This window comes from Cytobacillus sp. Bac17, assembly GCF_024519925.1.
Lineage (GTDB): Bacteria > Bacillota > Bacilli > Bacillales > Cytobacillaceae > Cytobacillus > Cytobacillus pseudoceanisediminis.
The window spans coordinates 11,852-36,051 of record NZ_JALJRC010000019.1 but is presented as its reverse complement, the minus strand read 5'-3'; the positions used below and the strand labels follow the sequence as shown (position 1 = coordinate 36,051).

General features: G+C 40.9%; 24 protein-coding genes, 1 other RNA gene and 1 riboswitch. Of the genes, 12 read left to right on the top strand and 13 right to left on the bottom strand.

Annotated elements, in window-relative coordinates; translation table 11 throughout:
* Positions 1-62: 62 nt before the first annotated feature.
* Both NR125_RS19565 and NR125_RS19560 read right to left on the bottom strand, forming a co-directional pair.
* Positions 63-1,373, bottom strand: coding sequence for a nucleobase:cation symporter-2 family protein (locus NR125_RS19565; RefSeq protein ID WP_009332676.1), 1,311 nt, complete (start codon positions 1,371-1,373; stop codon positions 63-65).
* Positions 1,370-1,972, bottom strand: a complete 603-nt coding sequence (locus tag NR125_RS19560) for a xanthine phosphoribosyltransferase (protein ID WP_019379751.1) — start codon at positions 1,970-1,972, stop codon at positions 1,370-1,372. Before NR125_RS19560 ends, NR125_RS19565 begins: the two co-directional genes overlap by 4 nt.
* Before the next feature lie 154 nt (positions 1,973-2,126).
* Positions 2,127-2,228, bottom strand: a riboswitch (purine riboswitch).
* 359 nt (positions 2,229-2,587) lie between these two features.
* On the opposite strand from NR125_RS19560, the gene NR125_RS19555 reads away from it, so the two are divergent.
* From NR125_RS19555 to NR125_RS19545, 3 genes are read left to right on the top strand one after another with little or no spacing between them, the layout of a single operon-like run.
* On the top strand, positions 2,588-2,737 hold the full coding sequence (locus NR125_RS19555; RefSeq protein WP_009332678.1) for a cytochrome c oxidase subunit 2A: 150 nt from the start codon (positions 2,588-2,590) through the stop codon (positions 2,735-2,737).
* A 21-nt stretch (positions 2,738-2,758) separates the two neighbouring features.
* Entirely contained in the window at positions 2,759-3,235 is a 477-nt protein-coding gene (locus NR125_RS19550; RefSeq protein WP_071157222.1) for a cytochrome c oxidase subunit II, read from the top strand.
* A complete protein-coding gene (locus tag NR125_RS19545) occupies positions 3,235-4,890 on the top strand; it encodes a b(o/a)3-type cytochrome-c oxidase subunit 1 (protein WP_251156231.1) in 1,656 nt (551 codons plus the stop codon). Before NR125_RS19550 ends, NR125_RS19545 begins: the two co-directional genes overlap by 1 nt.
* Positions 4,891-4,925: 35 nt before the next feature.
* Here NR125_RS19545 and NR125_RS19540 read toward each other — a convergent pair whose 3' ends face one another.
* On the bottom strand, positions 4,926-5,846 hold the full coding sequence (locus NR125_RS19540) for a DMT family transporter (protein ID WP_009332681.1): 921 nt from the start codon (positions 5,844-5,846) through the stop codon (positions 4,926-4,928).
* Between the two features lie 63 nt (positions 5,847-5,909).
* On the bottom strand, positions 5,910-7,421 hold the full coding sequence (locus NR125_RS19535; protein WP_251156232.1) for a carboxypeptidase M32: 1,512 nt from the start codon (positions 7,419-7,421) through the stop codon (positions 5,910-5,912).
* Between the two features lie 306 nt (positions 7,422-7,727).
* Here NR125_RS19535 and NR125_RS19530 point away from each other — a divergent pair, with 306 nt between their 5' ends.
* The 6 genes from NR125_RS19530 to NR125_RS19505 all read left to right on the top strand — a co-directional run bounded on the left by NR125_RS19530 (position 7,728) and on the right by NR125_RS19505 (position 11,252).
* A complete protein-coding gene (locus tag NR125_RS19530) occupies positions 7,728-8,888 on the top strand; it encodes an MFS transporter (RefSeq protein WP_009332683.1) in 1,161 nt (386 codons plus the stop codon).
* 6 nt (positions 8,889-8,894) lie between these two features.
* The gene (locus tag NR125_RS19525) at positions 8,895-9,035 is read left to right on the top strand and encodes a hypothetical protein (RefSeq protein WP_019379755.1); all 141 of its coding nucleotides are present in this window, start codon (positions 8,895-8,897) and stop codon (positions 9,033-9,035) included.
* Positions 9,036-9,240: 205 nt separating this feature from the next.
* Positions 9,241-9,483, top strand: a complete 243-nt coding sequence (locus tag NR125_RS19520; RefSeq protein ID WP_026041556.1) for a DUF2249 domain-containing protein — start codon at positions 9,241-9,243, stop codon at positions 9,481-9,483.
* Positions 9,480-9,686, top strand: a complete 207-nt coding sequence (locus NR125_RS19515; protein WP_009332685.1) for a DUF2249 domain-containing protein — start codon at positions 9,480-9,482, stop codon at positions 9,684-9,686. Before NR125_RS19520 ends, NR125_RS19515 begins: the two co-directional genes overlap by 4 nt.
* A gap of 13 nt (positions 9,687-9,699) precedes the next feature.
* Entirely contained in the window at positions 9,700-10,941 is a 1,242-nt protein-coding gene (locus NR125_RS19510; RefSeq protein ID WP_009332686.1) for a hypothetical protein, read from the top strand.
* A gap of 11 nt (positions 10,942-10,952) precedes the next feature.
* Complete coding sequence (locus tag NR125_RS19505; protein WP_019379758.1) at positions 10,953-11,252, top strand: metal-sulfur cluster assembly factor; 300 nt, start codon at positions 10,953-10,955, stop codon at positions 11,250-11,252.
* Positions 11,253-11,288: 36 nt separating this feature from the next.
* Here NR125_RS19505 and NR125_RS19500 read toward each other — a convergent pair whose 3' ends face one another.
* From NR125_RS19500 to NR125_RS19455, 9 genes are all read right to left on the bottom strand, one after another.
* Positions 11,289-13,217: an ATP-dependent DNA helicase gene (locus tag NR125_RS19500; protein WP_009332688.1), complete on the bottom strand. Its 1,929-nt coding sequence runs from the start codon at positions 13,215-13,217 to the stop codon at positions 11,289-11,291.
* Between the two features lie 220 nt (positions 13,218-13,437).
* Positions 13,438-13,605: a hypothetical protein gene (locus NR125_RS19495; protein ID WP_009332689.1), complete on the bottom strand. Its 168-nt coding sequence runs from the start codon at positions 13,603-13,605 to the stop codon at positions 13,438-13,440.
* A 233-nt stretch (positions 13,606-13,838) separates the two neighbouring features.
* A complete protein-coding gene (locus NR125_RS19490; RefSeq protein ID WP_009332690.1) occupies positions 13,839-14,978 on the bottom strand; it encodes a THUMP domain-containing class I SAM-dependent RNA methyltransferase in 1,140 nt (379 codons plus the stop codon).
* Positions 14,979-15,426: 448 nt separating this feature from the next.
* Positions 15,427-15,815, bottom strand: an RNA gene (gene rnpB / locus NR125_RS19485) — RNase P RNA component class B.
* An 81-nt stretch (positions 15,816-15,896) separates the two neighbouring features.
* Complete coding sequence (gpsB, locus tag NR125_RS19480) at positions 15,897-16,196, bottom strand: cell division regulator GpsB (RefSeq protein WP_009332691.1); 300 nt, start codon at positions 16,194-16,196, stop codon at positions 15,897-15,899.
* Positions 16,197-16,276: 80 nt separating this feature from the next.
* Positions 16,277-16,846 carry an SLOG family protein gene (locus NR125_RS19475; protein WP_256815931.1) on the bottom strand — a complete coding sequence of 190 codons (570 nt, stop codon included), beginning with the start codon at positions 16,844-16,846 and terminating at the stop codon, positions 16,277-16,279.
* Positions 16,847-16,940: 94 nt separating this feature from the next.
* Positions 16,941-17,318, bottom strand: a complete 378-nt coding sequence (locus NR125_RS19470; RefSeq protein WP_009332693.1) for a CotD family spore coat protein — start codon at positions 17,316-17,318, stop codon at positions 16,941-16,943.
* A gap of 328 nt (positions 17,319-17,646) precedes the next feature.
* A complete protein-coding gene (locus NR125_RS19460; RefSeq protein ID WP_009332694.1) occupies positions 17,647-18,906 on the bottom strand; it encodes a ribonuclease H-like domain-containing protein in 1,260 nt (419 codons plus the stop codon).
* Positions 18,896-21,196 (bottom strand): DEAD/DEAH box helicase, encoded by a 2,301-nt coding sequence (locus NR125_RS19455; RefSeq protein WP_009332695.1) that lies wholly within the window; start codon positions 21,194-21,196, stop codon positions 18,896-18,898. The genes NR125_RS19460 and NR125_RS19455 overlap by 11 nt, the downstream gene beginning before the upstream one ends.
* 215 nt (positions 21,197-21,411) lie before the next feature.
* Between NR125_RS19455 and NR125_RS19450 the strand changes: the two genes are divergently transcribed.
* The 3 genes from NR125_RS19450 (at position 21,412) to NR125_RS19440 (ending at position 24,042) form a co-directional block, all read left to right on the top strand.
* Positions 21,412-22,305 carry an ABC transporter permease subunit gene (locus tag NR125_RS19450; protein ID WP_009332696.1) on the top strand — a complete coding sequence of 298 codons (894 nt, stop codon included), beginning with the start codon at positions 21,412-21,414 and terminating at the stop codon, positions 22,303-22,305.
* 6 nt (positions 22,306-22,311) lie between these two features.
* Positions 22,312-23,229, top strand: a complete 918-nt coding sequence (locus tag NR125_RS19445; protein ID WP_009332697.1) for an ABC transporter permease — start codon at positions 22,312-22,314, stop codon at positions 23,227-23,229.
* A gap of 120 nt (positions 23,230-23,349) precedes the next feature.
* Entirely contained in the window at positions 23,350-24,042 is a 693-nt protein-coding gene (locus tag NR125_RS19440; protein ID WP_009332698.1) for a Crp/Fnr family transcriptional regulator, read from the top strand.
* Positions 24,043-24,200 lie beyond the last annotated feature (158 nt).

The following is a 24,200-nucleotide window of genomic DNA, read 5'->3' as shown; positions in this document are numbered from 1 at the left end:
GTAAAATACCGATAGAATATTATATTGATTGCCAGAATTATTGTGATTGCCGCAAAGAAGAATTAGGAAGCCTTCTGCTCCGCAAAAGATGCAGGCTGAACTGCTTTTTTTCCTTTAGCAACATTGAATACGATATTTAAAAGAATTGCTGTCACACTGCCAGCCACTATACCGTTATCAGTCAGGATACGCACACTGGAAGGCATTTGCGCGAATAGTTCAGGAACGGCTGTTACTCCCAATCCCATCCCGACAGAGCAGGCAATGATTAATAAATTTTCCTGAGAGGAGAACTCTACCTTGCTGAGCATTTTTATTCCATAGGCGACTACCATACCGAACATGGCTACCATTGCGCCTCCTAAAACAGGAGTAGGAATAATGGTTGTCAATGCGCCGATTTTCGGAACTAGCCCAAGCAGTACAAGAAAAGCCCCTGCTGTATATATGACATTTTTTGTTTTAACGCCTGACATCTGAAGAAGTCCGACGTTTTGCGAATATGTTGTATAAGGAAAAGCATTAAAGACAGCACCAAGGATAATCGCAAGTCCTTCGGCACGATAGCCATTTGACAGATCTTTCTCTTCCAATTTTTCTTCACAGATATCACCAAGGGCAAAGTATACGCCCGTAGATTCAACTAAACTGACCATTGCTACGAGTATCATTGTGAGGATCGCTGTCACCTCAAATGTCGGCATGCCGAAATAGAAAGGGGATGGCATATGAAACCAGGAAGCTTCCCCAACAGCGGAGAAATCTACCATGCCCATAAAAAACGCAGTAATGGTGCCAGCAGCCAGCCCCAGCAAAATGGCAATCGCTCGAACAAAGCCTTTAAAGAATCGGAAAAGTACTATGATGAACAGCAAAGTGCCAAAAGCCAATGCTATATTTGTCAGGGAGCCAAAGTCAGGGCTTCCCTCACCTCCAGCCATATTATTCATTGCTACAGGAATTAACGTAATCCCTATAATGGTAACTACAGACCCTGTTACAACAGGCGGAAAAAATTTAACCAGTTTTCCAAAATACTTTGAAACAGCTACAACGAAAATACCAGAAACCAGAATAGAACCATAGATAGCAGGTATTCCATACTGCCCTCCGATCGCAATCATCGGTCCAACGGCCGTAAATGTGCAGCCCAGAACTACGGGAAGGCCAATCCCAAAAAATTTACTGCGCCATACTTGAAGGAGTGTTGCAATTCCGCACATAAAAATATCAATGGAAACAAGATAAGTAAGCTGTTCCCCTGTTAAGCCAAGTGCCCCTCCTACAATCAATGGTACAATTACCGCGCCTGCATACATGGCAAGGACATGCTGAATTCCCAATGAAGCAATTTTAAGCGGATTCTGATTCATCGTATCATTTCCTCCATATTCTTTGCTGTATTATCAAAGCTGATCATGCCGTTTTCAAGTGAGTCAATAATAGCTAAGGACTCGACCCGGAATCCCTTTTCCCTCAGCAGCTGTCCGCCATTTTGAAAGCCTTTTTCAATAACGATTCCAATCCCTGCAATTCCTGATCCCGCTTTTTTTACTATATCCGCAAGACCTAGTGCTGCCTGTCCATTCGCCAGAAAATCATCGATTATAAGGACATTATCTTTTTCTGATAGATATTTCTTTGAAACAGAGATTTCACTTGTTTCTTCCTTAGTAAAAGAATAGACAGAGGCTGTAATCAGGTCATTTACCAGAGTGAGAGATTTTCTTTTTCTAGCGAATACAACTGGAGCATTCAGATGGAGCCCAGCCATTACAGCTGGCGCAATCCCCGAAGATTCGATAGTCAATATTTTTGTAATCCCGCTTCTGGAGAATCTATCTGCAAATTCTTTGCCGACTTCATGCATTAGCTGAGGATCTATTTGGTGGTTCAGAAAAGAATCCACCTTTAAAACTGTCGGAGATAAAACAATCCCTTCGCTCTTTATTTTTTCAATAAGCATATCCATTTTGCATCCTCCTCTATGATAGATAGCCTTCAATTACTCATTCCAGCCATATAAAAAGCCTGAAGCCCATCGCATTCACAACATAAAAATGAGTGAAGCAATGGCCTTCAGGCTAATGATCTAAGCTGCAGGCAAACAAGGATGACTTTAAACGTCCTTTACATTGCTCACTCATAGTCGGATCATTTACGGTAACCCGGTAGAAACTTGCGAGCCATATCCTCGCGATTATATGAGTGAATGTTATTAATTTATTAACATTATAACATCATTTACTAATACTTCAATCAAAAATTTAACTAAATACGAACTAAACAATATATTACCAGAAAATTGTTCGCTAATCAGATAATTCGCCCTCTTCAGTATGTTTATTTTTAAAAATTTGCCTTCCTTCTGAAGCTCAATTAAACCTTCACAGTTTTTTCACAATTCACAGGAGTTTTTTGTGACATAAATCACTTAAATATCAATTTTTCACCATTATCATAGTGTTTAAGTTACGAATGAACAATTTGTGAACTCACTGAAAGCATCTAGAATCTTCCTAAATGTTTTGTATTATGAAAGTGTAATCATTTACTTTTTCCACATATTCGAAAGGAGTGAAAGACAATGGCGAAAACGGAACTCAGCCGAAAAACAAAAACTGAAATAGAGGATAGCTCTTCCTTAAAGGGAACGCTAGCTTCCGTTTTCTTATTAGGATTCTTCCTGATCATTACATGGGCAGGTGTTTATTCATTATTTATCAGCCGCTTTTAGAGTTAGAAAGGGGAAAAAGCCATGCATATGCATAAATTTGAAAAGGCCTGGCTCACTTTTGGAATCGGATCGCTGCTTGTTTTTCTAACAGTCTTGGGAGTCAGCGCATTTTACCTGGGCAATCAGCCCCCAAGCTGTTTGGCAACAATCGACCCTGAAAAGGTCGATACTACCGCTCCATTTAATGAGCCAGGACTGAAAAAGGTAGAAGGGAAAGATTGGGATTACGAATTGGTATACGTAGCATCTGCGTTTTCCTATAGCCCAGCTGAAGTGGAGGTTCCATATGGTGCTAAAGTGAAAATTATCGCAACAACCAAAGACGTTGTCCACGGTTTCGAAGTTGCAGGATCAAATATCAACATGATGCTAGAACCCGGCTATATCAGTGAACACATTACAACATTTGATAAAACTGGAGAATACTTAATTGTATGTAATGAATATTGCGGTGTTGGTCACCACATGATGTCGTCTAAAATTAAGGTGGTGGAATAATGTTTAATCCTTCAGCAAAATTTAAAGTTGACCGCCGTGACGGAAAATTGGCAATGGCTCACTTTTTCGTTGCATTTACAGCTTTAGCAATAGGCGGCCTTGCTGGCTTATTGCAGACTTTGGTCCGCTCCGGTAAATTCGAGCTTCCGGCAGGCATCGGGTATTACCAAATTCTCACGGTTCACGGTGTTGTACTCGGACTTGTACTTACTACCTTTTTTATAATGGGCTTCCAGTTAGCAGCAACAAGCAAAACATCAGGAACCCTTACAAATAAACAGCGAATTGCCGGCTGGGCCGGTTTTTGGCTGATGACAGCAGGAACTGTTCTTGCAGCTGTCATGATCCTGTTGAATGAAGCTACTGTTCTTTATACTTTCTATGCTCCTCTTCAGGCACATGCATTGTACTATATCAGTTTAACACTTGTTATAGTGGGAAGCTGGATTGACGGGGCAGCCATCATTATGAAGTATGCAGAATGGAGAAGAAAAAATCCCGGGCAGCCGAGTCCGTTATTAACCTTTATGTCATTGGTCAACACAATGATGTGGATTGTGGCAACAATCGGTGTAGCGTCTACTGTTCTTTTCCAGCTTCTTCCTTGGTCATTGGGGTTTGTAGAAACAGTAAATATCGGAGTCAGCCGTACTCTATTCTGGTATTTCGGACATCCGCTTGTTTACTTCTGGCTATTGCCAGCTTACATGGCCTGGTACGTTGTCATTCCTAAAGTCATCGGCGGAAAGATTTTTTCTGATTCATTGGCGCGCATGTCATTCATATTATTCCTGCTGTTCTCAATCCCTGTCGGATTTCACCATCAATTAATGGAGCCGGGAATTGACCCAGCATGGAAATTCTTACAGGTTATCCTAACATTCCTGGTTGTCATTCCATCTCTTATGACTGCATTTTCTCTTTTTGCCACTTTTGAAAGCTTTGGGCGTTCCAAAGGGGCCACAGGATTATTCGGCTGGGTAAAAAAACTGCCTTGGGGAGATGCCCGATTTACTGTTCCTTTCATCGGGATGGTTGCCTTTATACCTGCGGGAGCAGGCGGTATCGTTAATGCGTCCCACCAGATGAACCAGGTTGTCCATAACACGATTTGGGTAACCGGCCACTTTCACTTAACCGTGGCAACATCTGTAGTACTTACATTCTTTGGGGTTTCTTACTGGCTGATTCCACATCTCACAGGAAGAACATTAACAAAAGCGATGAATAAATTGGGTATCATCCAAGCAGTTATCTGGGCAATCGGAATGACATTCATGTCTGGTGCCATGCATGCTGCCGGTCTTCTGGGAGCGCCGCGCCGTTCATCATACTCTGAATATGGCGGAGCAGCACAAGCAGCAGAATGGATTCCATACCAGGTTGCACAGGCAATCGGCGGTTCTATCCTATTTATAGGCATCATCTTAATGCTTTATATCTTCATCAACCTTGCCTTTTTCGCACCAAAGGGAGAGCAGGAATTCCCTGTCGGAGAAGCTGCTGATGAAGCCGAAAAAGCTCCAATGGTATTTGAAAATTGGAAGCTTTGGCTTGGAATAACGGTTGTTCTTATTCTATTTGCCTACACCATTCCTTTTATAGATTTAATTCAAAATGCACCTCCCGGGGCTAAAGGATATAAGCTTTGGTAAAAAAAAACACTCCGTTCCGATATGGACGGAGTGTTTTAGTGTTCAAGCTTGCTTGAGTCTGCCGCCCTTCCTGCATTTTTCCTTCTTGCAGGCAAATTCACAATAATTACAGAACTGAGTATCAGCAAAGCACCAGCAATCTGGACTGCACCGAGACTTTCCCCGTAAAGTGTGACTCCTAGAAGCATGGCCACGACAGGTTCAACTGTAGCAATAACTGCAGCTTTGCTTCCATCCGTTTTTTCCAGTCCCCATGTATATACAAAATAGGCGAGAACCGTAGGTACAAATCCAAGACCAATACTAAGAAACAAAACTTCAGTGTTTAGAAAGATTTCAGCTTTTGTCCACAGTCTGGTTACCGGGATTAGAAATACCGATGCAATCAGGAATGTATAAAGCGTAACTGTATACGGATGATATTTTCTTAATGCAAATTTTCCGAATATCGTATACAGTGCATAGCCAAACCCAGAACCCAATCCCGTCATAATTCCAAGCAAAGTGATATCACGGCTGCCTGCTGTTACTCCGGCAATTAGAATGCAGCCTAAAATTGTGCCTGCCACAGCTGCAATCTTTCCAAGATTTATTCCTTCCTTTAAAAACAGGTAAGATAATACAGTAACAAATGCTGGAGCTGTGTAAAGCAGAACGACAGCCATTGATATGCTGATTTGGTTCATTGCTGTGAAATAACAATAATTAAAAAAGACGATGCTCAGTATTCCGGTTCCTGCAAAAAGTCTGATGTCAGAGGCAGATTGCAATTTAAAACAGTTCCGGAAACGCATAATTCCTATTAGGACAAGAAATATTGCTGCAAAAAAAACTCTCGCGGCCACAATTTCCATAGCCGTAAATCCATATTCTCCGAGCCCTTTAACAAAAACAGCAATAATTCCCCATAGACTTGCCCCTAACGCAATCATTATGAATGGAAGTATTTTCTTCATTATTTCTCTCCATGAAGTAAGAGGATGGCTGAGGCCACCCTCCTCTCAAATTATAATAAACACCTATTTCAACTGATAGACCTTACCGTACTTATCATATAGATAGTCAATTAAATGCTGGGCATTCAGTCCTTCTCCAGTTACGTCATTTAAGATTTCAAGCGGTTTTTTCATTTTGCCGAACTGGTGCACATTTTGGGTAAACCACTCTTTGATTGGCAGCAAATTGCCCTCTTCCAGTAATTCATCATAGTTTGGCAAATCCTTTAACATGCTGTTTTTAAGCTGTGCTGCGTACATATATCCTAAAGCGTATGAAGGGAAATAACCGAAGCTTCCTCCAGCCCAATGAACATCCTGCAGAATGCCTGCTCCGTCATTTTCAGGCTTTACTCCCAAGTATTGTTCATATTTTTCATTCCAGATTGCAGGAAGGTCTTTAACTTCGATTTCATCATTGAACAAGCCCTTTTCAATTTCATATCGGATGATGATATGAAGAGGATATGTTAATTCGTCTGCTTCAATACGGATTAAAGAAGGCTTTGATTCATTAATGGCACGATAAAAAGCATCTATTGGCACATCATCAAATTGACCGCTGGCATATTCTTTAAGAAGGTCAAAATTCCTTTTCCAGAAAGAAAAATGTCTTCCAACAAAGTTTTCATAAAATAATGACTGTGATTCATGAATTCCCATGGATGTTCCAGAGCATAGCGGGGTGCCCACAAGATCAGAAGAAATATTTTGTTCATACAGAGCATGCCCGCCTTCATGAATCGTGCCAAATACGGCAGTTCGGAAATCTGTTTCATCATATTTGGTTGTCACCCGGACATCACCAGGGTTTAAACCGGTCGCAAAAGGATGAACAGTCTCATCCAGTCGTCCTGCTTTAAAGTTATAACCCATTTGTTCAAGAACTTTAAGGCTGAAATCCCGCTGTTTTTCCTTGGCAAAGTGTTCAAATAAAAAGCTGGTGTCCGGTTTATTCTGTGATTCGGAAATTTGGTGAACCAGAGGGACAATTTTCTCCCTAAGCTGCCCAAAAACCTGATCAAGTGTTTCAACGGTAACACCAGGTTCATACATATCCAGCAGAGTATTATATTTGTTACCTTCATATCCCCAATAAGAAATGAATCGTTTATTCATTTCAACAAGCTTTTCCAAATATGGCTGGAACATCTCGAAATCTGAGCTTGCTTTTGCATCTTCCCAAATGCTTTCAGCTTTGGATTGCAGGATGACATACTCCGTATATTCCTCCGCAGGAATTTTTTTATTCCGATCATAATCCTTTTTGCATTCTTCAAGAGTTTTCAATGTCACTTCAGTAAGATTTTCCTGGCCTGAAAGTTTTGCTATGTATGCAGCCATTTCCTCAGATGTTGACATTTTGAATACTTCTGAAGAGATCATTCCAATCACTTCGGAACGCTGTTCCAGACCCTGCTTGGGTGCCCCTGTCCGCATATCCCAATACATCAGCCCGATGGCTTCATTATATGCCGTCATTTTTTTGACATAATCAAGGAATTGCTGTTCTGTCTGTTTTAATGATTCTGCCATAATTTTACCCCCTATATATATCTATTACATTATCATTTTATCACATTTTTCTGAAAAGGCAGTCAACATAATCTCTTTCCCATTGCTGTTTTTCTTTTTAACCTGCCGGCCAAAGAGTTATAATGGTGGAAAGTGAACTAACCATAAAGTGAAACTTCAATTAGCGGGGCGCTTTTCCCCGCTGATTGTTAGTTGAACTTATCGTGCCCTTATGGGCAGTTTGAGCCCCACTTATCCTCTTTTGATTCCTCTTTAGCCCTAAAGTGAAGGTCTTACTGCCCGTTGGACGCGAGAAAGTGAGAGAGCATGAAATATTTGATTTACTTTATCATAATCGCAGCATTTATTGATACCTTTTCCCAGCTCCCTATTATGAGCCCTTTTGCCAAAACCTTTGACTCCTCACCAGCCTTTGTGGGATTAATTGTTGGGATGTATTCCTTCTCGAATATGATAGGCAATATATTAGCAGGCTATTGGATTGATAAAAACGGAGCAAAAAAAGTTTTGGTCTCTGGCCTTTCCTTAACTGGCACCATTTTAGTCCTGTATGCATTTGCTGAGACACCTTTGCATTTAATTACAGTAAGGTTTTTTCATGGGTTATTTGGCGGGTTTCTGGTACCTGCAGCTTTTACAGTCATCGCAGACCGCGGAAAATCAGACAAACAAGGAAAAAAAATGGCTGTATCAGGTGCTGCTGTTGGCTGTTCTGCCATTATCGGGCCTGCTTTTGGCGCTGTGGTTGCTTCCAATTGCAGCATAAACTGGGTCTTTTTAATTATAGCAGCAACGATGATCAGCAGTGCAGTCCTGGCCTTTGTGTTTTTGCCATCAGGGAATCTGAAAAAGGTTAAAGAAGAAAGCTCTCATTCTGAGAAAATGCTTTCATTATTAAAGAATCCTATGCTCGCAGCAAGCTATTTAGGAGCTTTTTCACTCATGTTTGCTCAAGGGGCACTTGCTTACCTTCTCCCCCTTCAGGTAGAAGCTCTGCAATTTGATTCAATGTACAGCGGAATCTTATTAAGCACTTTCGGAATAACCGCAATTCTTATTTTTCTGCTGCCTATTAATAAAATTTTTGATACATTTAAGCATCACAATAGCATGCTTTCAGGGATGCTGATCATTGGAATTGCACTCATTCTGCTAAGTTCAGCTTATTCTCTTGCATTCATGTTTTTATGCATGGTCCTTTACGGCACCGGGTTTGCTCTTTTATTCCCTTCCATTAATGCCCTTATAGCCAGCCATACAACTGAAAAAACAAGAGGAAAGGCATTTGGCCTCTTCTATGCCTTTTTTTCTTTGGGCGTTGTAGCCGGCTCCACCGTATTAGGTTTAATGGGAGTAACTTTCAATATAGGTTTCTTGATCGCCGCAGCGCTTTTACTGTTAACGGTATGCGGGATGTTCATATACTTTAAAAAGCAAAGTTCCCAAATATTAGAGAGCCAGGAGTGACCGAAAATGAAGGAATTAGTTGGCAGCTGCTCTGTTTGCGGCAAAGACCTATTCTGTCTTGATGGATTCTTCAACGGAGTTCATAACGAAAAAAATGAAACAATCTGTTTTAAATGTATTGAAGAACAGGAAGAATCCGCAGAGTAAGCATCTGCGGGTTTTTTTGTTCCAATGATTTTTTTATAACTTTATAATGCCTTTTGAAAAATGTTCTTCGAAATATGATATATGTCACTTATTTGAAAAGCTGCCGCTGTTAAACTTAAAGCAATTAATAACTATTCTCACTGCAGTTGATTCACTGTTATTGGCAGCTATTTTAAACTATCAGCCAATTAAAGGAGAGGTCAAAATGAAAAACAAAGTCGTTGAACTTGATGTAAGAGAAGATATAAAAAACAAATTGGAGCCATTTCAGAAAATCATGTCCGCGGTATCTGGACTGGATGCCGAAGATGTTTTTATTCTGCATGCACCATTTAAGCCCATCCCTCTTTTTGGAGTATTAAAGGCAAAAGGGTTTGAATATAAAACTGAAGAAATTGATAAGAAGCATTGGAAAGTGATCTTTACTAAGAGCGGTGAGTCAAAATGAAGCTGGATAACCGGGGACTGGAGCCGCCGCAGCCCATGCTGAGAACACTTGCAGCTCTTGAAAGCCTTCCAGAAGGAGAAACCTTATTAATCATTAATGACAGGCGGCCCATGTTTCTTTATGAACAGCTGGACGAAATGGGCTGCAGCCATGTAACTGCCGAACAGGAAGATGGAAGCTTTTTAATAGAAATTAAGAAATAAGCAGGTGATCCCAATGTTCGCCAAAACAAAAAATGAGACCAATATCAAACTTCCATTTTTATTTATACTTTTCAGCCTGCTCTGTTTAATAGGAGCTATGTCCCTTATTCTTTTTAAAGGGGATTCCATCATCAGCAGCCAATTTCGTGTACCCGCAATTTGGTCAGCCGCTCATCTTTTTATATTGGGATGGGCGCTGATGACAGCAATGGGAGCCATGTATCAGCTCGTTCCAGTGGTTTTTCTGACACCAATTTGGAATGAAAGGTTTGGCTTTATCCAATTTACGGTTACTGCCTTTGGAATATTATATTTTGCCCATAGTTTATTTCATAATCTAGAGAGTGCACTGCTGCCTGGGCTTATTACTTTAACGGGGATCTTAATGTTTCTGCTGCAAATGTTCATGACTTTAAGGCAGCAGGCGAAGCCCAATGTATTGACTCTTTTCGTGGGAACTGCACTAATTAGCCTGTTAACTGCAATTCTACTGGGAATCCTTATGGTCTTCAGCATGAAAACTGGATTTATCTCTGATTATTATCAAGCAGTCTTTAAAAGCCACATACTGTTCGGAACAGCGGGCTGGTTTACCCTCTTGATTTTTGGATTTTCCTATAAAATGGTTCCCATGTTTTCCTTGTCTCATGGCTACAGCATGAAGCCGGCCAAATACGTCTTTACGGTTTATGCATCAGGGCTGGCTGCGGCAGTTCTCTCTTTTTTCACAGAGAAAAACTCACTTCTTACCATTGCATTAATGATTCTGGCAGGCGGATTTGCATTCTTCACCTGGCACATGCTGCAAATCCTGCAGAGAAGAGTAAAGAAAAAGCTTGATTATTCATTCCGCTTTGCTCTGCTCGCTATACCTGCAGGACTGGCCATCCACCTGGGAGCTTTCATATGCTCGCTTACCGGCAGCTTCGAAAGTGTCATTGGATATCTGGCATTTGCATACCTCCTGCTTTGGGTAGCATTGAGCATTATGGGTTATTTATTTAAAATTGTTCCATTCTTATGGTGGACTTGGAGATATAGCAAAGAGATAAGCAAACACAGTGTGCCTTCGCTCAAGGATATGATGAATGACAAGGCATCCATTCCGGTTCTTTCCGCCTTTATTCTCGGTATACTCAGTGTGACTGTTTCCATTGCATATGAACACCTTGCCCTGTTCCTTTCCGGCCAGATTTTAACTCTTGGAGCATCCATTGTTTTCTGTTATTTAATTATTTCTGTTTTAAAAAAATAGGAGGAATGAACATGAATCCAGAAGAATTAGTTCTCAGCAATCTAAAAAGAGTTATGGATCCTGAGTTAAATATAAACGTGGTGGATTTGGGACTTATTTATAATATTGATTTTCCCGATGATGGCAAGGCAGTTATTACCATGACCCTGACAACACCCGGATGCCCGCTTCATGACAGTATTGTCAGCGGAGTGAAATATTGCATTGAAGATCTGAAGCAATTTTCTGCTGTTGAGGTTAATCTTGTCTGGGAACCAGCCTGGACCCCTGCCCGTATGACATCTGAAGCAAATCAGCTTTTGAGAGGTTAACAATAAGGCAGTGCCCGCTTGGGGCACTGCCTTTGTTCAACTCTTTATGGATGGCTCTGCAGGCAGAACCTTTTTTATCGTTTCACGCACTTCTTCGTTTTCATTTTCATTCATTAGAATGTGAACTGTGCCCTTGTCTTCATGTGTTCTAATTAATCTCCCAATACCCTGCCTTAACCTCAGAATCATATATGGCAGATCAACCTCTCTGAAAGGATCAGATGAACCTTCCCTTTTGGCTGTAAAGACCGGATCATGAGGAGGAAATGGCAAGCCAAAAATAAGCACATTTTCCAGGGATCTTCCCGGTATATCAAGACCTTCCCATAAATGGACAGAACAGAGTACTGAATACTCATCATTTTGGAAATTTGACACGAGGGTACTTATTTCTGCATCCCCTTCAAAAAAGATTGGCACACTCAATTTTCCTGATGCAAAGGCTTTGAATTCTGCCAATTCAGAAGCGCTATTGAATAAAACTAAAGCCCTGCCTTCTGTCAGCATAATTTGTTCAAGAATATAATCCATCTTCGCTGTGGCAGATTCCTCTGCAAATTCCGGCATGCGAATAACCATATTCTCTTCATAGTCAAATGGGGAATCTACGGTAAATGATAAATACTCATCTACCCCAAGGCTCTTTGCCATATAATCAAAGGATTTATTCTCTGATAATGTTGCTGAAGAAAATACAAACGGCTTCTTCTGGGAAAATACTTCTTCCCGCATAATATCTTCCACCATTCTTGGCATGATGACCAGGGTTCTTTCACCATTTGTTTCTTCAAACCAGGTAATTCCTTTTAAATCCTTTAGGAACAGTGAAAGTGAGTATGCGATTTGCTCAAGATATTCTTCGACAATTTTTAAGTCATATTCATTAATAACGTACATTTCGCTTTCAAACACCAATTCTTCCTCAAGTGTATTGATTAAGTTCTGGAGTTTACGGCCTTCTCTCATTACATCGGCAGTTTTTTCAATCGTTTTCTTGTCAGAGCCTGCGTCACCAGAAGCGGACATGGCAAGTGTTAAAAAGAAATGCTCATTCTGGTAAATGGCATCCTCAATTATATTTAACGTTTTTTCACGTACATCATTAGCCATGAGTCTTGTTAAAATGGATTCCAGTATCTGCTCAGTAAAACGATACGTCAGAGCCTTTTGGGATGCATATTCCAACAAATGGCCTTCATCAAAAACCACACAGGAGCTCTCAGGAAGCAAAGGCAGCTGCCCTTCACGTTTTCTTGATTCCTTTGTCCAGATATGTTCCATATAAAAATCATGCGAACAAATAATCAAGTCTTTTGCGCTCCGGTAGTATTCCCTATGGAGGGTTTGACCACAGCGGTGGCGCTTCTCACAAGTAAAACAATCCTGGATTGAATCCCACGAGACATTCTTCCAATGCTCATCCGGCAAATCAGGATAATCTTTCCGGTCACCATATTTCTCAAACTTTTGCATGGAAGATCCTGTTTGAACAAAATCCGGGAGATCATCAAAAATGCGGTTATAATGATCATGAACATCATTCGCTACGAGCTTATCCAGCTTATTTAAGCATAGGTACTGATCACGTGATTTTGCCAGCCTGACATCAATATTCAATCCTAATGCTTTCTCCAGCTTGGCAATATCTCCTTCCTTTTTCACAAGCTGCTCAATTAAAGTCTCATCCGCACATGCGATAATAGCAGGTTTGTTTATGTACCTTGCATAGCTGATTGCATATAAAAGATAAACAATCGTTTTCCCAGTCCCTACACCAGCCTCAGCAAAAATAACACTTTTGTCTTTAAATGCCTTCTCAAGCTGAAAGGCCATAAATATTTGTTCATCCCGAATTTCAAATCCTGCTTCAGGCAATATATCGTAAAAAACATCTCCGATCCACTCGCTTAGCTTTTCGTAAAAAGATTCGCTTTTGGATACGGCAAAAGGCATTCGGTTAGACATGCTACCCCTCCGTAATTAAAAAGTTAAAGCGCCTTTTTATCCAGACGCTTTGATTTCAGTTCTATCAGTATTTCATATTTAGATTGTTAATAATCAAATGAACATCATATAATTTTATCTCAAATACTGCAACTGTCAAGATTTATAAAAAAACGAATATTGATCTTTTACATAAAAAAACAGGGGTGCTATTAGGCAGCCCCTGCTCAGGTATTGACGATTAGTTGACACGTGACATAGAAAATGACAATGCCTGCTGCAATTCGTCCTGTGCATTTCTTAGACTCTCCAGTGCTTCTGCTGATGGATCACCGTCTCCCTGTATTGCTTCAAGTGTTCCATTAAGCGCCTGGGAAATTTTATTAAAATCAATGCTTGAATGTTTCATTGCCACCCCTCCTTAGAAAAGCGCAAGCGCCTTGCCCACCCCCGACATGCACAAGACGAGCCTCACGGAAAGGCGTTTTGTGCCTTTTTGGGAGGAATGGCTTGTGAACTCGAGGGGGTAGGCGCTGGAGCTAGACAGCTCTCGAAAAAGAATATAGATTCTGATGTTGAAAAAAGAATCAGATAGATATATTCTATACAGCCTCAGGAGGAATTATGCTTTTGTTTTTACATCTAATTATTTCTTGGCGGTCTTTTGCCCCAGTACTGATAATAGTCTGTGCGAATAAAACCATTGAAGAGCTTGCGTTTCTTTGTCGCTTTTTTTCCAAAGTGATTTTCAAATTCCTCGTCTGAAGTCAGGATATAAATCGACCACGTATCAAGAGGGGCCAAGGCCCTCCCCATTTCAGCGTACATTCGCTGTACCGCTGCCTTCTCACCAAGTCTCTCCCCATACGGAGGATTTCCGACAATGACACCATATTCCTTAGCAGTCGTAAAATCGCGCACTTGCATTTGTTTGAAGTTTATTAAATCTCCCAATCCGGCTTCAAAAGCATTTTCTTCTGCTATTTTCACCATCCTGTGATCAATGTCAGCACCTGTAATATCGAGAGGCTGATCATAGTTCGCCAGATCTTCAGCTTCGTTTCTTCCATCCTCCCAGACTTTTTCAGGAATCCATGACCATCCTTCCGAAATGAATTCACGATTAAAACCTGGTGCAATATTCTGGCCGATTAACGCTGCTTCTATCGGAATAGTGCCAGATCCGCAGAAGGGATCTGCAAATGGTTTATCTGGGTTCCAATTAGTCAGCATAACCAGTGCAGCTGCAAGTGTTTCCTTTAGGGGTGCTTCCCCCTGCCCCGTACGATATCCCCGTTTATGGAGTCCACTTCCGCTGGCATCGATGGTCAAAAGCGCTACATCTTTATGAAGAGCAACTTCTATTTTAAATAACGGCCCATTTTCTTCGAGCCAGCCTGTCTTATTATACTTTGTTCTCATGCGTTCCACTATTGCTTTCTTGACAATAGCCTGACAATCGGAAACTGAAAAAAGCTTGGACTTCACAGACTTTCCTGAAACAGGAAATTCGGCATTTTCAGGCATATAATTTTCCCAGGGCAGCGATTTTGTTTTCTCAAAAAGCTCATCAAAACTTGTTGCTTTAAATTCTCCCACTTTTATGCGTATTCTGTCTGCTGTTCTCAGCCATAAATTCGACCGGACAATTGCAGCTTCATCGCCTTTATATGTTATTCTGCCGTTTTCAACTTCACATTCATATCCGAGATCGCGCACTTCTTTGGCAGCGAGTGCCTCAAGCCCCATGGCCGTAGTGGCGATTAAATCGTATTTAGACATATTTTCACCCTAACCTAATTCTTATTACTATTATGTATACCCTAACTCGGCTTAGCAATCAACATATAAAGTATATCTGTTTATTTACTTACCCGCAATGAGCCTTTCAGGTTCTCTGATTGGTCATCTTGGACTTCAGCTTTGCTTTTTTCTAAAAGTTTTGTGTTTTTGCTAATGAATTAGTCCGTTGATTTCCACTGCGGGAAGTTGCTTTCCGCGGGGAGGAACGGGAGCCTCCCCAGCTTCGACTACGGGGTCTCCCGCTCCCCCTCCTCCCGCAGGACATTGAATAAGCTACTTCGAATTTACACCATTAAACTAAGTTATTAAATAGCAACAAACTTTACGAAAACAGCTTAAACTTCTTAACAGCAGGCAGAAAAGTAAAAAAGCTCTCCCAAAAAGGAGAGCTTGAATTTATAACACTCATACTGTCTCACTAATAACGTTCTGTAAGCCATGTTTTGTACCGTAGTACTGCAAGCGACAAATGTCTCGTACTCAGGTGGTAATCATCTATCTACAGGCATCTGCCTGTCCTTCCCGTTGTTCATTTCCTCAGGGAAAGTGCCCCTACCATCATTTGGGTTTCTCGCTCGCGGGGTTTACCTCGTTCCACCCTTTTCATTTCTGAAAAGGCTACGTCACTGTGGCACTTTCAAGGTATTCATGCCATATCCAGAAGGACTTAGGCATTTTCCCTGCCGTCAGCCAGAGCTAGCTCAGACTGCCCTAGCTTATGAATTCGCTAGGCACGAACACTACAGGCATCTCAGCCTGTGCGAGCATGGACTTTCCTCTACAATATAAAACATATTGCAGCGATTACCCGAACGCTATTAATGATCACAAAGAATATTATATGTAATCTGCGATGGAATAGCAATGGTTTTAAACAGGAAAAACTGTTAATTCCTGTCAATCATACAATTTACTGCCAAAAACGTGTTTTTCCAGATTTGATAATCTTTTTAGAATATCAAAATTGGTTGTACCTGCAGTTTGTGCTGCCGGTCTGCGTGAAGCATCGTCAACCTGTTTTTTCAATCTCATATTTTCCTGCTGAAGATCTTCAATTTCCTGATGGAATGCTTCATAATCTTTTATGACCAAATCTAAGAACTTGTCAACATCTTCAGGCTTATAGCCTCTCATAGCTGTCTTAAACTCTTTTTCCAAAATATCTTTTGCAGTTAATTTAATTTTATCGGATAGCATGATACTCACCTCAGTATATCGCCAATCATAATTAATACTATTTTTCCAGAGATATGTACATTTGTCAATTTATCTGTGTATTATTCAAATATGTCTCTCTGAGAGAATTGTTCTTCTTCTACAATCAATTGTAAATCATAAAAGGTGATTAGTCTAATTTCATATTCATTTTCTTCCTCATATTTTTTTGCGGTTTCATACAAATATTTGGGGCTTCCCTCTTTTTCCAAATCATAAAAAAGAAGCAGCACATCACTTTTGCCGACAAAAAAATGATTTTTCACCCTGAATTGCTGAGGACTTTCATAAGGTTTTTTTGATACTGAATCAACAAAATCAGCCTGAAGCAGTATGGATTCATACCATTCTTTGTTCGCATCCTTCCAGGATGCTTCCTGCTCCAAAAAAGGAGTTATGAATGCAAGCTTCAGGTCTTCGTAACCTTCCAGCTTAAGGTCAGATACAACTTCAGCCGCCCAAAGCTCGGCACCCAGCTGCCCGCTGATGATTACCCACTCGAGCCCATCATCAATCAGTGAAAGCAGGCTTTTTCTTATGGCGGTTTTTTTATAGCCGACTGCCGGGTCATCATTTTTAAAAATCCCTACTTCAAAAGGCTTATACCCTGAAATAACTGCTACTTTTGTCAATTGCAAAAACTCCTTAAAGAAATCTGGCCGGGACTCATTTAAGTTTCCATTTGATATTTATATAAATAAAACAAGGGCATAAAGCCCTTGTTGATTATCTGCCGGAAAAACTCGGCCCTTGTTTTGGCCCCATTCCGGTTGATGCTCCTGCTACGCCAGTTCCTGGTCCGCCATATCCTGGACCCATTCCCATACCTGGGCCCATTCCCATACCTGGACCCATTCCTGGGCTATATGCACCTGCCACGCCTGGTCTTGGTCCCATATTAACATTTGATTGTGTCACCTGGTTCACATTTGACTGAGTATGCGGGAAAGAATGCTGATTCTCATAGTTAATGTGGTTTACATGAGTATGATGTGTAGGATGAATGTGTGGAACCACAATGTTCTGGAACGAATGAGTTACACAGCATTTTGTCGGATGAACAACAGCAGGCATCACCTGCGAAGGTCTTGGTCTGCAAAACATGTAAAGATCCCCTTTCCAAATTGTTTTTACATTAACAACCTATGTGAGAAAGAGTAATCTTGTACTAATGAAAACACCTATTTTTTAGGTACTAGCCTTAGAGCATGCTGTAGAAACTGTCTTTTAAATTGGAGAAAACGATTGCTGTAGTGAAAATCACAAGGAAGAATAAAAATAAGATTGCTTTATACATTTTACCAGCCTCACTATATAAAATTCCTAAAAAAGTACCACACAAGTTATAATTTTACCTGTAAGAAGAAGTACATACAACTAGGAAATAGTGGATTTTTTTGTCTGGTATATTAAAATTATGTTACAGGGAAATTTAAGTTCGATTAAACTTTCGTTCAAGCCGTACAATCCGCCGATGCAATTCTTCCTGTTTTATTTTCAGCTTTTCTGTTTCGCCACCTGAGATATCTTTCATCATGTTAAAAGCTTTTTTCGCATATATAATTGCCTGGCCTATATCCTTTAAGCGATGCTCATAGATCTTGGCCAGTTCAATGCATGATATTACCTTCCTATTCATCAGGCCTTTTTCAGCAATATCCTTCCATAATTTTGCCGCCTCATCCCAATTTTTATGTTTCTTATGCTCAAAAGCCAGTGCAAACCTGGCATCCAAAGCTTCAGAAGACTCTCCTTCAGATATTCTATTAAAGGCTGTCTTCGCCTGTGAAGATTCACCCAATGTCGAAAGCCATCTTCCTACTTCATAGACCTCACGGGGAGTCTGTTTTTCATCCAGCTGCATTATTTGGAAAGAAAGATGTGTATAAAGACTGATCAGGGACAAAATATCTATTTCATTATGTTTAATTATTCCCAGCATTCCTTCAGGATTTTTTCTTTCCACAAAATCAAAATAGATCATCGGTGCCAGAAAACCCGGAATATCATCCTTTCTTTCGATCCCCAAAACATCTTTTTCCACTGCAGTAAGTTTTATCCTCTCGAGTTTGTGCTTCCACATTCTCCTTGCTGCATGATACAAATCAAAATGGCCAAATGGAGGAAGTTTGGGGACATGCTCCTTCAGAAGGGTATGCCTCGTTTTTACCTGCGGCCAGTCGAAAGCCTTCCCGTTGTATGTCACCATTGTTGAATAATCAATGCTTTCAAGAAAGCTTTTATACAATGGAATCTCGGCTCCAGGATGAGGAAGGATATGCTGCTTCAGCTTTATTTTATTTCCGTGCAGACTGGCTTGGCCAAGCAGGAAAATAGTGTTTCCAGTCCCTCCGCCTAAGCCAGTTGTCTCTGTATCAAAGAAGAAAAGATTTTCCGGCCCATGTCCGGCAGCAGACAGCGGATGCCTGATGCCTGAAGAATTCCAGGCCTCCACCGCCGCTGTAAACTGGCCAAAAGAATAGATTCCATGCATTTGATCAAGGCTATATTCCTTTTCCCTCACAAGGCAATAGGAGTCTTCAAAATAATATGGATAGACACTTTCGGCTTCCCATACTTCTTTGAATGGCACATCGATATTATTCTTTGACAACTTGACGGGTGATGGCTGTTTATCCTTCTCTGTACCGAGATGGCCCTTTAGCCTGTTCAGTTTGTTTTTAATGGACAAGTCTATCACCTGCTCGATTAACTCCATTTTTAAAAGAGCTGAGAATCCTGAGTACGTCTTTTTTCGCGGTTTCTGAAGAGGTATCAGTTCCAATGCAGGAAGGACACCCATGCTCACATGAACATCTGCTGACCATTTCCATCGTTTCGTGCATGATATGTTCTATTCCCCCAAAAATCTTCTCGCTTAGCCCTACCCCGCCGGGATACCTGTCATAAAAAAAGATCGTCGGCTTTTCATTATGGGCCGCTTTTACCTGTGGGACAACATGAACATCCTGAGGATCGCACATAACAAAAAGAGGCACAATATGTTTAAGCGCATGTGCTGTTCCGATGAGTCCCTGCTCAAGCCGGTCTTGCTTATAATTTAAGGATTCCTTGTTAAACGAAAGCCAGGTTGAGCTTGTATGAAGCTCTTCTTCCGGAAGTGTTATTGGACCGGATCCGATATTTTCATGTGTTTCAAACTTAATTTTCTTAAAGATCGTAGCCATTGCCACAACACTTACATCCCCAAACCCTACTTCCCCAATGGTGGATGATCTGAGTTTATCCTGTTCCAGCACCTTTAGCTCAACTGCCAGGTTAGCATCTGTAAAATAGTCTACATCCACTTCGCGGACAAATGCTTTTTTCTCTTCCCAATCAAGCATTTCCACCTGAAACTGGGTCCCCTGGTGGAGATAGATTGCTTCTTCATGCAGAAGGGTCATAGCGGAAAAGCGGTCCATTTCGCCAATAACTTTCACATTCGCGATATCCGATTGATCGATTATAACGACATTTTCCTGTGATGCTGAACGGAGGCTGATGTTATGGGCAGGAAATGAGTCTTTCATCCAATAAAATTTATCTCCATTTTGATGCAGTACCCTTTCTTCTGCCAGGTATTCCAATACCTCTTCAGTTTCAAAGGTGCCAAAACGTTCCCCGGCATTAAAAGGAAGCTCATAGGCTGCACACTTGATATGATCCACCAGAATAATAAGATTATCTGGATTAATTCTGGCTGTTTCAGGACTTTTATTAAAAAAGTAATCAGGGTTTTGAATAACATATTGGTCAAGCGGACTGGAGCTTGCCACCATGATGACAAGCGATTCACCATGCCTTCTGCCTGCACGGCCAGCCTGCTGCCATGAGCTGGCAATTGTACCGGGGTATCCGGTCATGATACAAACCTGCAGCTGTCCGATGTCCACTCCGAGCTCAAGCGCATTTGTGCTGACAACTCCATAAATCTCCCCTGAACGAAGTCCTTTTTCAATTTCCCGCCTCTGAGTTGGCAGATAACCGCCTCTATAACCCCGAATGGCTTTAGGTCCCAACTTATGCTTTACAAGCTCCTGGAGGTATGTCAGCAGAATCTCGACTCTGACTCTGCTTCTTGCAAACACAATGGTCTGGATTTTATTTTTCAGTAGTTCACCTGCGAGCTTTCTCGCTTCTAGAGTAGGGCTTCTTCTAATATTCAGCGGTTTATTGACAATAGGAGGATTGTAAAATACAAAATGTTTTTTCCCGCTCGGGGCTCCATTATTATCTACAAGTTTCATCGGCTTTTCTGTAAGCTTTTCTGCGAGTTCCAATGGATTTGCAATTGTTGCAGAAGTACAGATAAAAATGGGGTCACTTCCATAAAAACGGCAAATCCGTCTAAGGCGGCGTATGACATTGGCTACATGACTGCCAAATACCCCTCTGTAAATATGAAGTTCATCTATGACCACATACTTCAAATTTTCAAACAATGACACCCATTTTGTATGATGGGGCAATATCGCCGAATGAAGCATGTCCGGGTTTGTTATAACCACATGCCCAGCCCTGCGTACCTTTTGCCGAATATTTGCTGGTGTATCCCCGTCGTATGTATAGGAATTGATATCCAATCCGGACTCCTGGATGATTTCATTGATTTCGCTTTTTTGGTCCTGAGCCAAGGCTTTTGTCGGAAACATATAAAGCGCCCTTGCATCTGGATCATTGACGATCGTCTGCAGGACTGGAAGGTTGTAGCAAAGTGTTTTGCCTGAGGCCGTTGGAGTAACTGCCACAAGACTGTCCCCATTCATGGCTGTCTGATAAGATGTTTTTTGATGTGTATAAAGCCTTGTAATGCCCCTCTTTTGCAATGCTTCTATTAAAGATGGATGTATGTCTTCCGGAAGGCCGGCAGTCTTAGCCTCTTTTTCTTCTATTGTATGCCAATGGACAATATTATCTTTATATTGCTGTTCAGATATAAGTTCTTTCATGATTTCAGGCAGATTTTTACGCACTTTCATCTATTTCACCTCATACCCCTATTCTAGCGAATAAACGTTCGTTCTAACAGAGCAAACTCTTAAATCCCATTAACTTTTTATGGAAATATTCTATTAAACTCTAAAATCCTTCGTCCTCAATTCCCTAAATTAGACTTCATGGGAAAAATTGACTGAAGGTTCTAAATATAGGACAATATTATGTATATTTTTCATTTTTTTTAAGAGGTGAAGTCATGCTTTACAGCATTTTAAAATCAGCAGGGGTGTTTTTGTTAATTCTAATTGGATTTATCCTGATTCTTCTTCTTCCCCGGGAACAAGAAATAACTGTTTTTTCGGCGTTTCATGTTGAAGCGGATTACCCCTTTAGCTTTGAATTATATAAAGAGAGAATACAAGATTTCACTGTTTATATAGTAACTGAAAAAGGTTTGGGTGATGCAAGGAGCGGACGCCCAGTCAGTGAGGAATCAGCGATATTTGTTAAGCGCAGCATTAAGATTATTTTGCCGGCCTTCATGGTCAGCATGCTGCTTGGCACACTGATGGGTGCACTCCAATTTTACAGGAGAAAAAAATTTTCCGGGAAGCTGCAGAACTTTCTTTCCTGGCTGTTTTCTTCCATACCCGATTTTTTTCTTTTTATTGCCATTCAATACCTTCTGATTCTGTTAATGCAGCAAGGGCTTCCTTACTTTAAGCTATATGGGCATGAAAATTGGTATAGCTTTTTACTGCCGCTCATTTCTTTATCCGTGTTTCCATTTCTTCATATGTCCCGTTTTACCTCGGCTGCACTTGAAAATGAAATGGGCGAAGAGTATGTGCGCACCACCTATGCAAAAGGGCTTGGCGACTTTAAAGCACTCCTGCATATGCTATGGAATTGCTGGTCCCCCATTTTGAACCAGGCGCAGCTGGTGATGCTCTATATCCTATCCAGTCTGCCAATCATTGAAAAGCTGGCTGGCTATAATGGGGCAGGCAAGGAGCTTCTATTCAGCATAACATCTAATGATGAAATTAAGGCACTGTCCCTGATGCTCCCTTTCCTCTTTATCATGTTTATTACTATTATCCTTTCACAGATAGCAAAATTCTGGCTCATGCCAAAAGGAAGGGCGTGATGGAGTATGCGCGTTTTAATATGGTTTAAGAGACATGCCCTATTTTGCACAGGAACTGTTTTTCTGATGCTACTATTGGCAATCACGTTTGCCGGACCTTATCTTCCTTTTGTAGACCGCGAGTTAACAAAGATTACTTACATCCTTAATGAGGATAAAAAGCCCGTTATACCGCCTTATCCGCCATCAGAGGAATACATATTCGGCACTGACAAAAGCGGAAGGGATTTACTCAGCCTGATTATATTGGGCGCAAAAGAAACCATTTTGCTGGTCGCCTGTATAACTGGCCTGAGATATACACTGGCAATTCCGCTCTCCTTTCTTGCGCACAAAAAATGGATGGGTACCCACCTCTTCCTTAAATGGCTTAATGGACTGCTGTCATATATTCCGACCATCATCATTGTCATGCTTCTTGCCATGCTTCCGCCATTTTTGTTAACTGAACACCGGCCCCTATTCCTGCTCCTAATTATAGGTCTGGCAGAAATGCCCCGTGCCGCAGAAATGATAAAGCTGGAATTTGATCAGATTTCTTCCAAGGAATATATATATGGAGGGATTGCTGCTGGAGCTTCACCATACAGGCTTTTCAGAACATACTATCTGCCTTTTCTATTTAGCAAGCTTCTTGTATATATGGTTACAGACCTTGGAAAAGTCATGTTTTTACTTGGTCAATTAGGGTTTGTCGGCATTTTTATTTCCCAGGATTTAGTTCAATCCATGGGAGGAGATTGGCAATTGGTCAATAATTCGATTTCTTGGCCTATGATGCTGATGAAAGCCTTTGAGGATATAAGAGGCCCGATTTGGATTCCTTTCTTCCCAGCATTTGCAATGACCTGTGCCATCTTAACGTTTAATATATTCGCTCAGGGATTAAAATCATTTTTCACCAAGAAGGTCCGATATATTTAGACGTCCCAGCCGGACTATCTTCTTTAAGGAACAGATTTTAAAATAAGCTTTTCTTTATATGAACGTCATGAATGTTTTTTGTTACAATAAGCTTTATAGGACAGACGCAAGAGGTGGATTATGAGAGCAGAAGAAATTAAGGGAGTTCTTTCCCAGTTCTCTCTATTTAAAGAACTGAACAATGAAGAGCTCGATAAAGTGGTAGAGATATCAATTTCACGGGATTGGAAAAAAGGAAGCCATGTTTTTCTTCAGGATGACCCGCTGGATAATGTTTATTTTATTAACAACGGCAGAGTTAAAATTTATAGAAGTGATATTAATGGAAAAGAGCAGATTGTTGCCATCTTAACAAAAGGCGAGATGTTTCCTCACGTAGGATTTTTCAGAAAAGGGGGATATCCGGCTTTTTCGGAGGTGCTTGAAAATGCTCAACTCGTCGTTGTACCAATTTCGCAATTTGAAAAGGTACTAATTGAAAATCCCGTGCTATGCATTAAGGTGTTTAAAGTTCTGGGCGAGAAGATTGTTGATCTTCAGGAGCGGCTGGAAGCGCAAATTTTAAACAATACTTATGAACAAATTATCAAATTACTTGTCCGTCTAGCCAAAATGCATGGAAAAACGCTTGAAAACGGCAGCTTTCTTTTAAAAGGGGACTTCACCAATAAAGACCTCGCCAATATGATTGGCACTACAAGGGAAACGGTCAGCAGGACTTTAACCAAAATGAAAAAAGAAAAGTTAATTGAAACAGATCAGGATGGACATTTAATCATAAACCCTGATCAGCTCTTAGAGACAATCTTTTAAAAACCGCCTATGCGGTTTTTTCTATTTTCCAGCTCAAGCGTTTACTCCCTCGAGGTTTCGGCCGTGAGCACCAAAGGAAAGCTTCCTTGGAGGTTCTCGCAGTCGCAGGAACAAGCGGTTTTACTTGTTCCAAAGGGCGCTTCCGCTTTTCTTTTAAC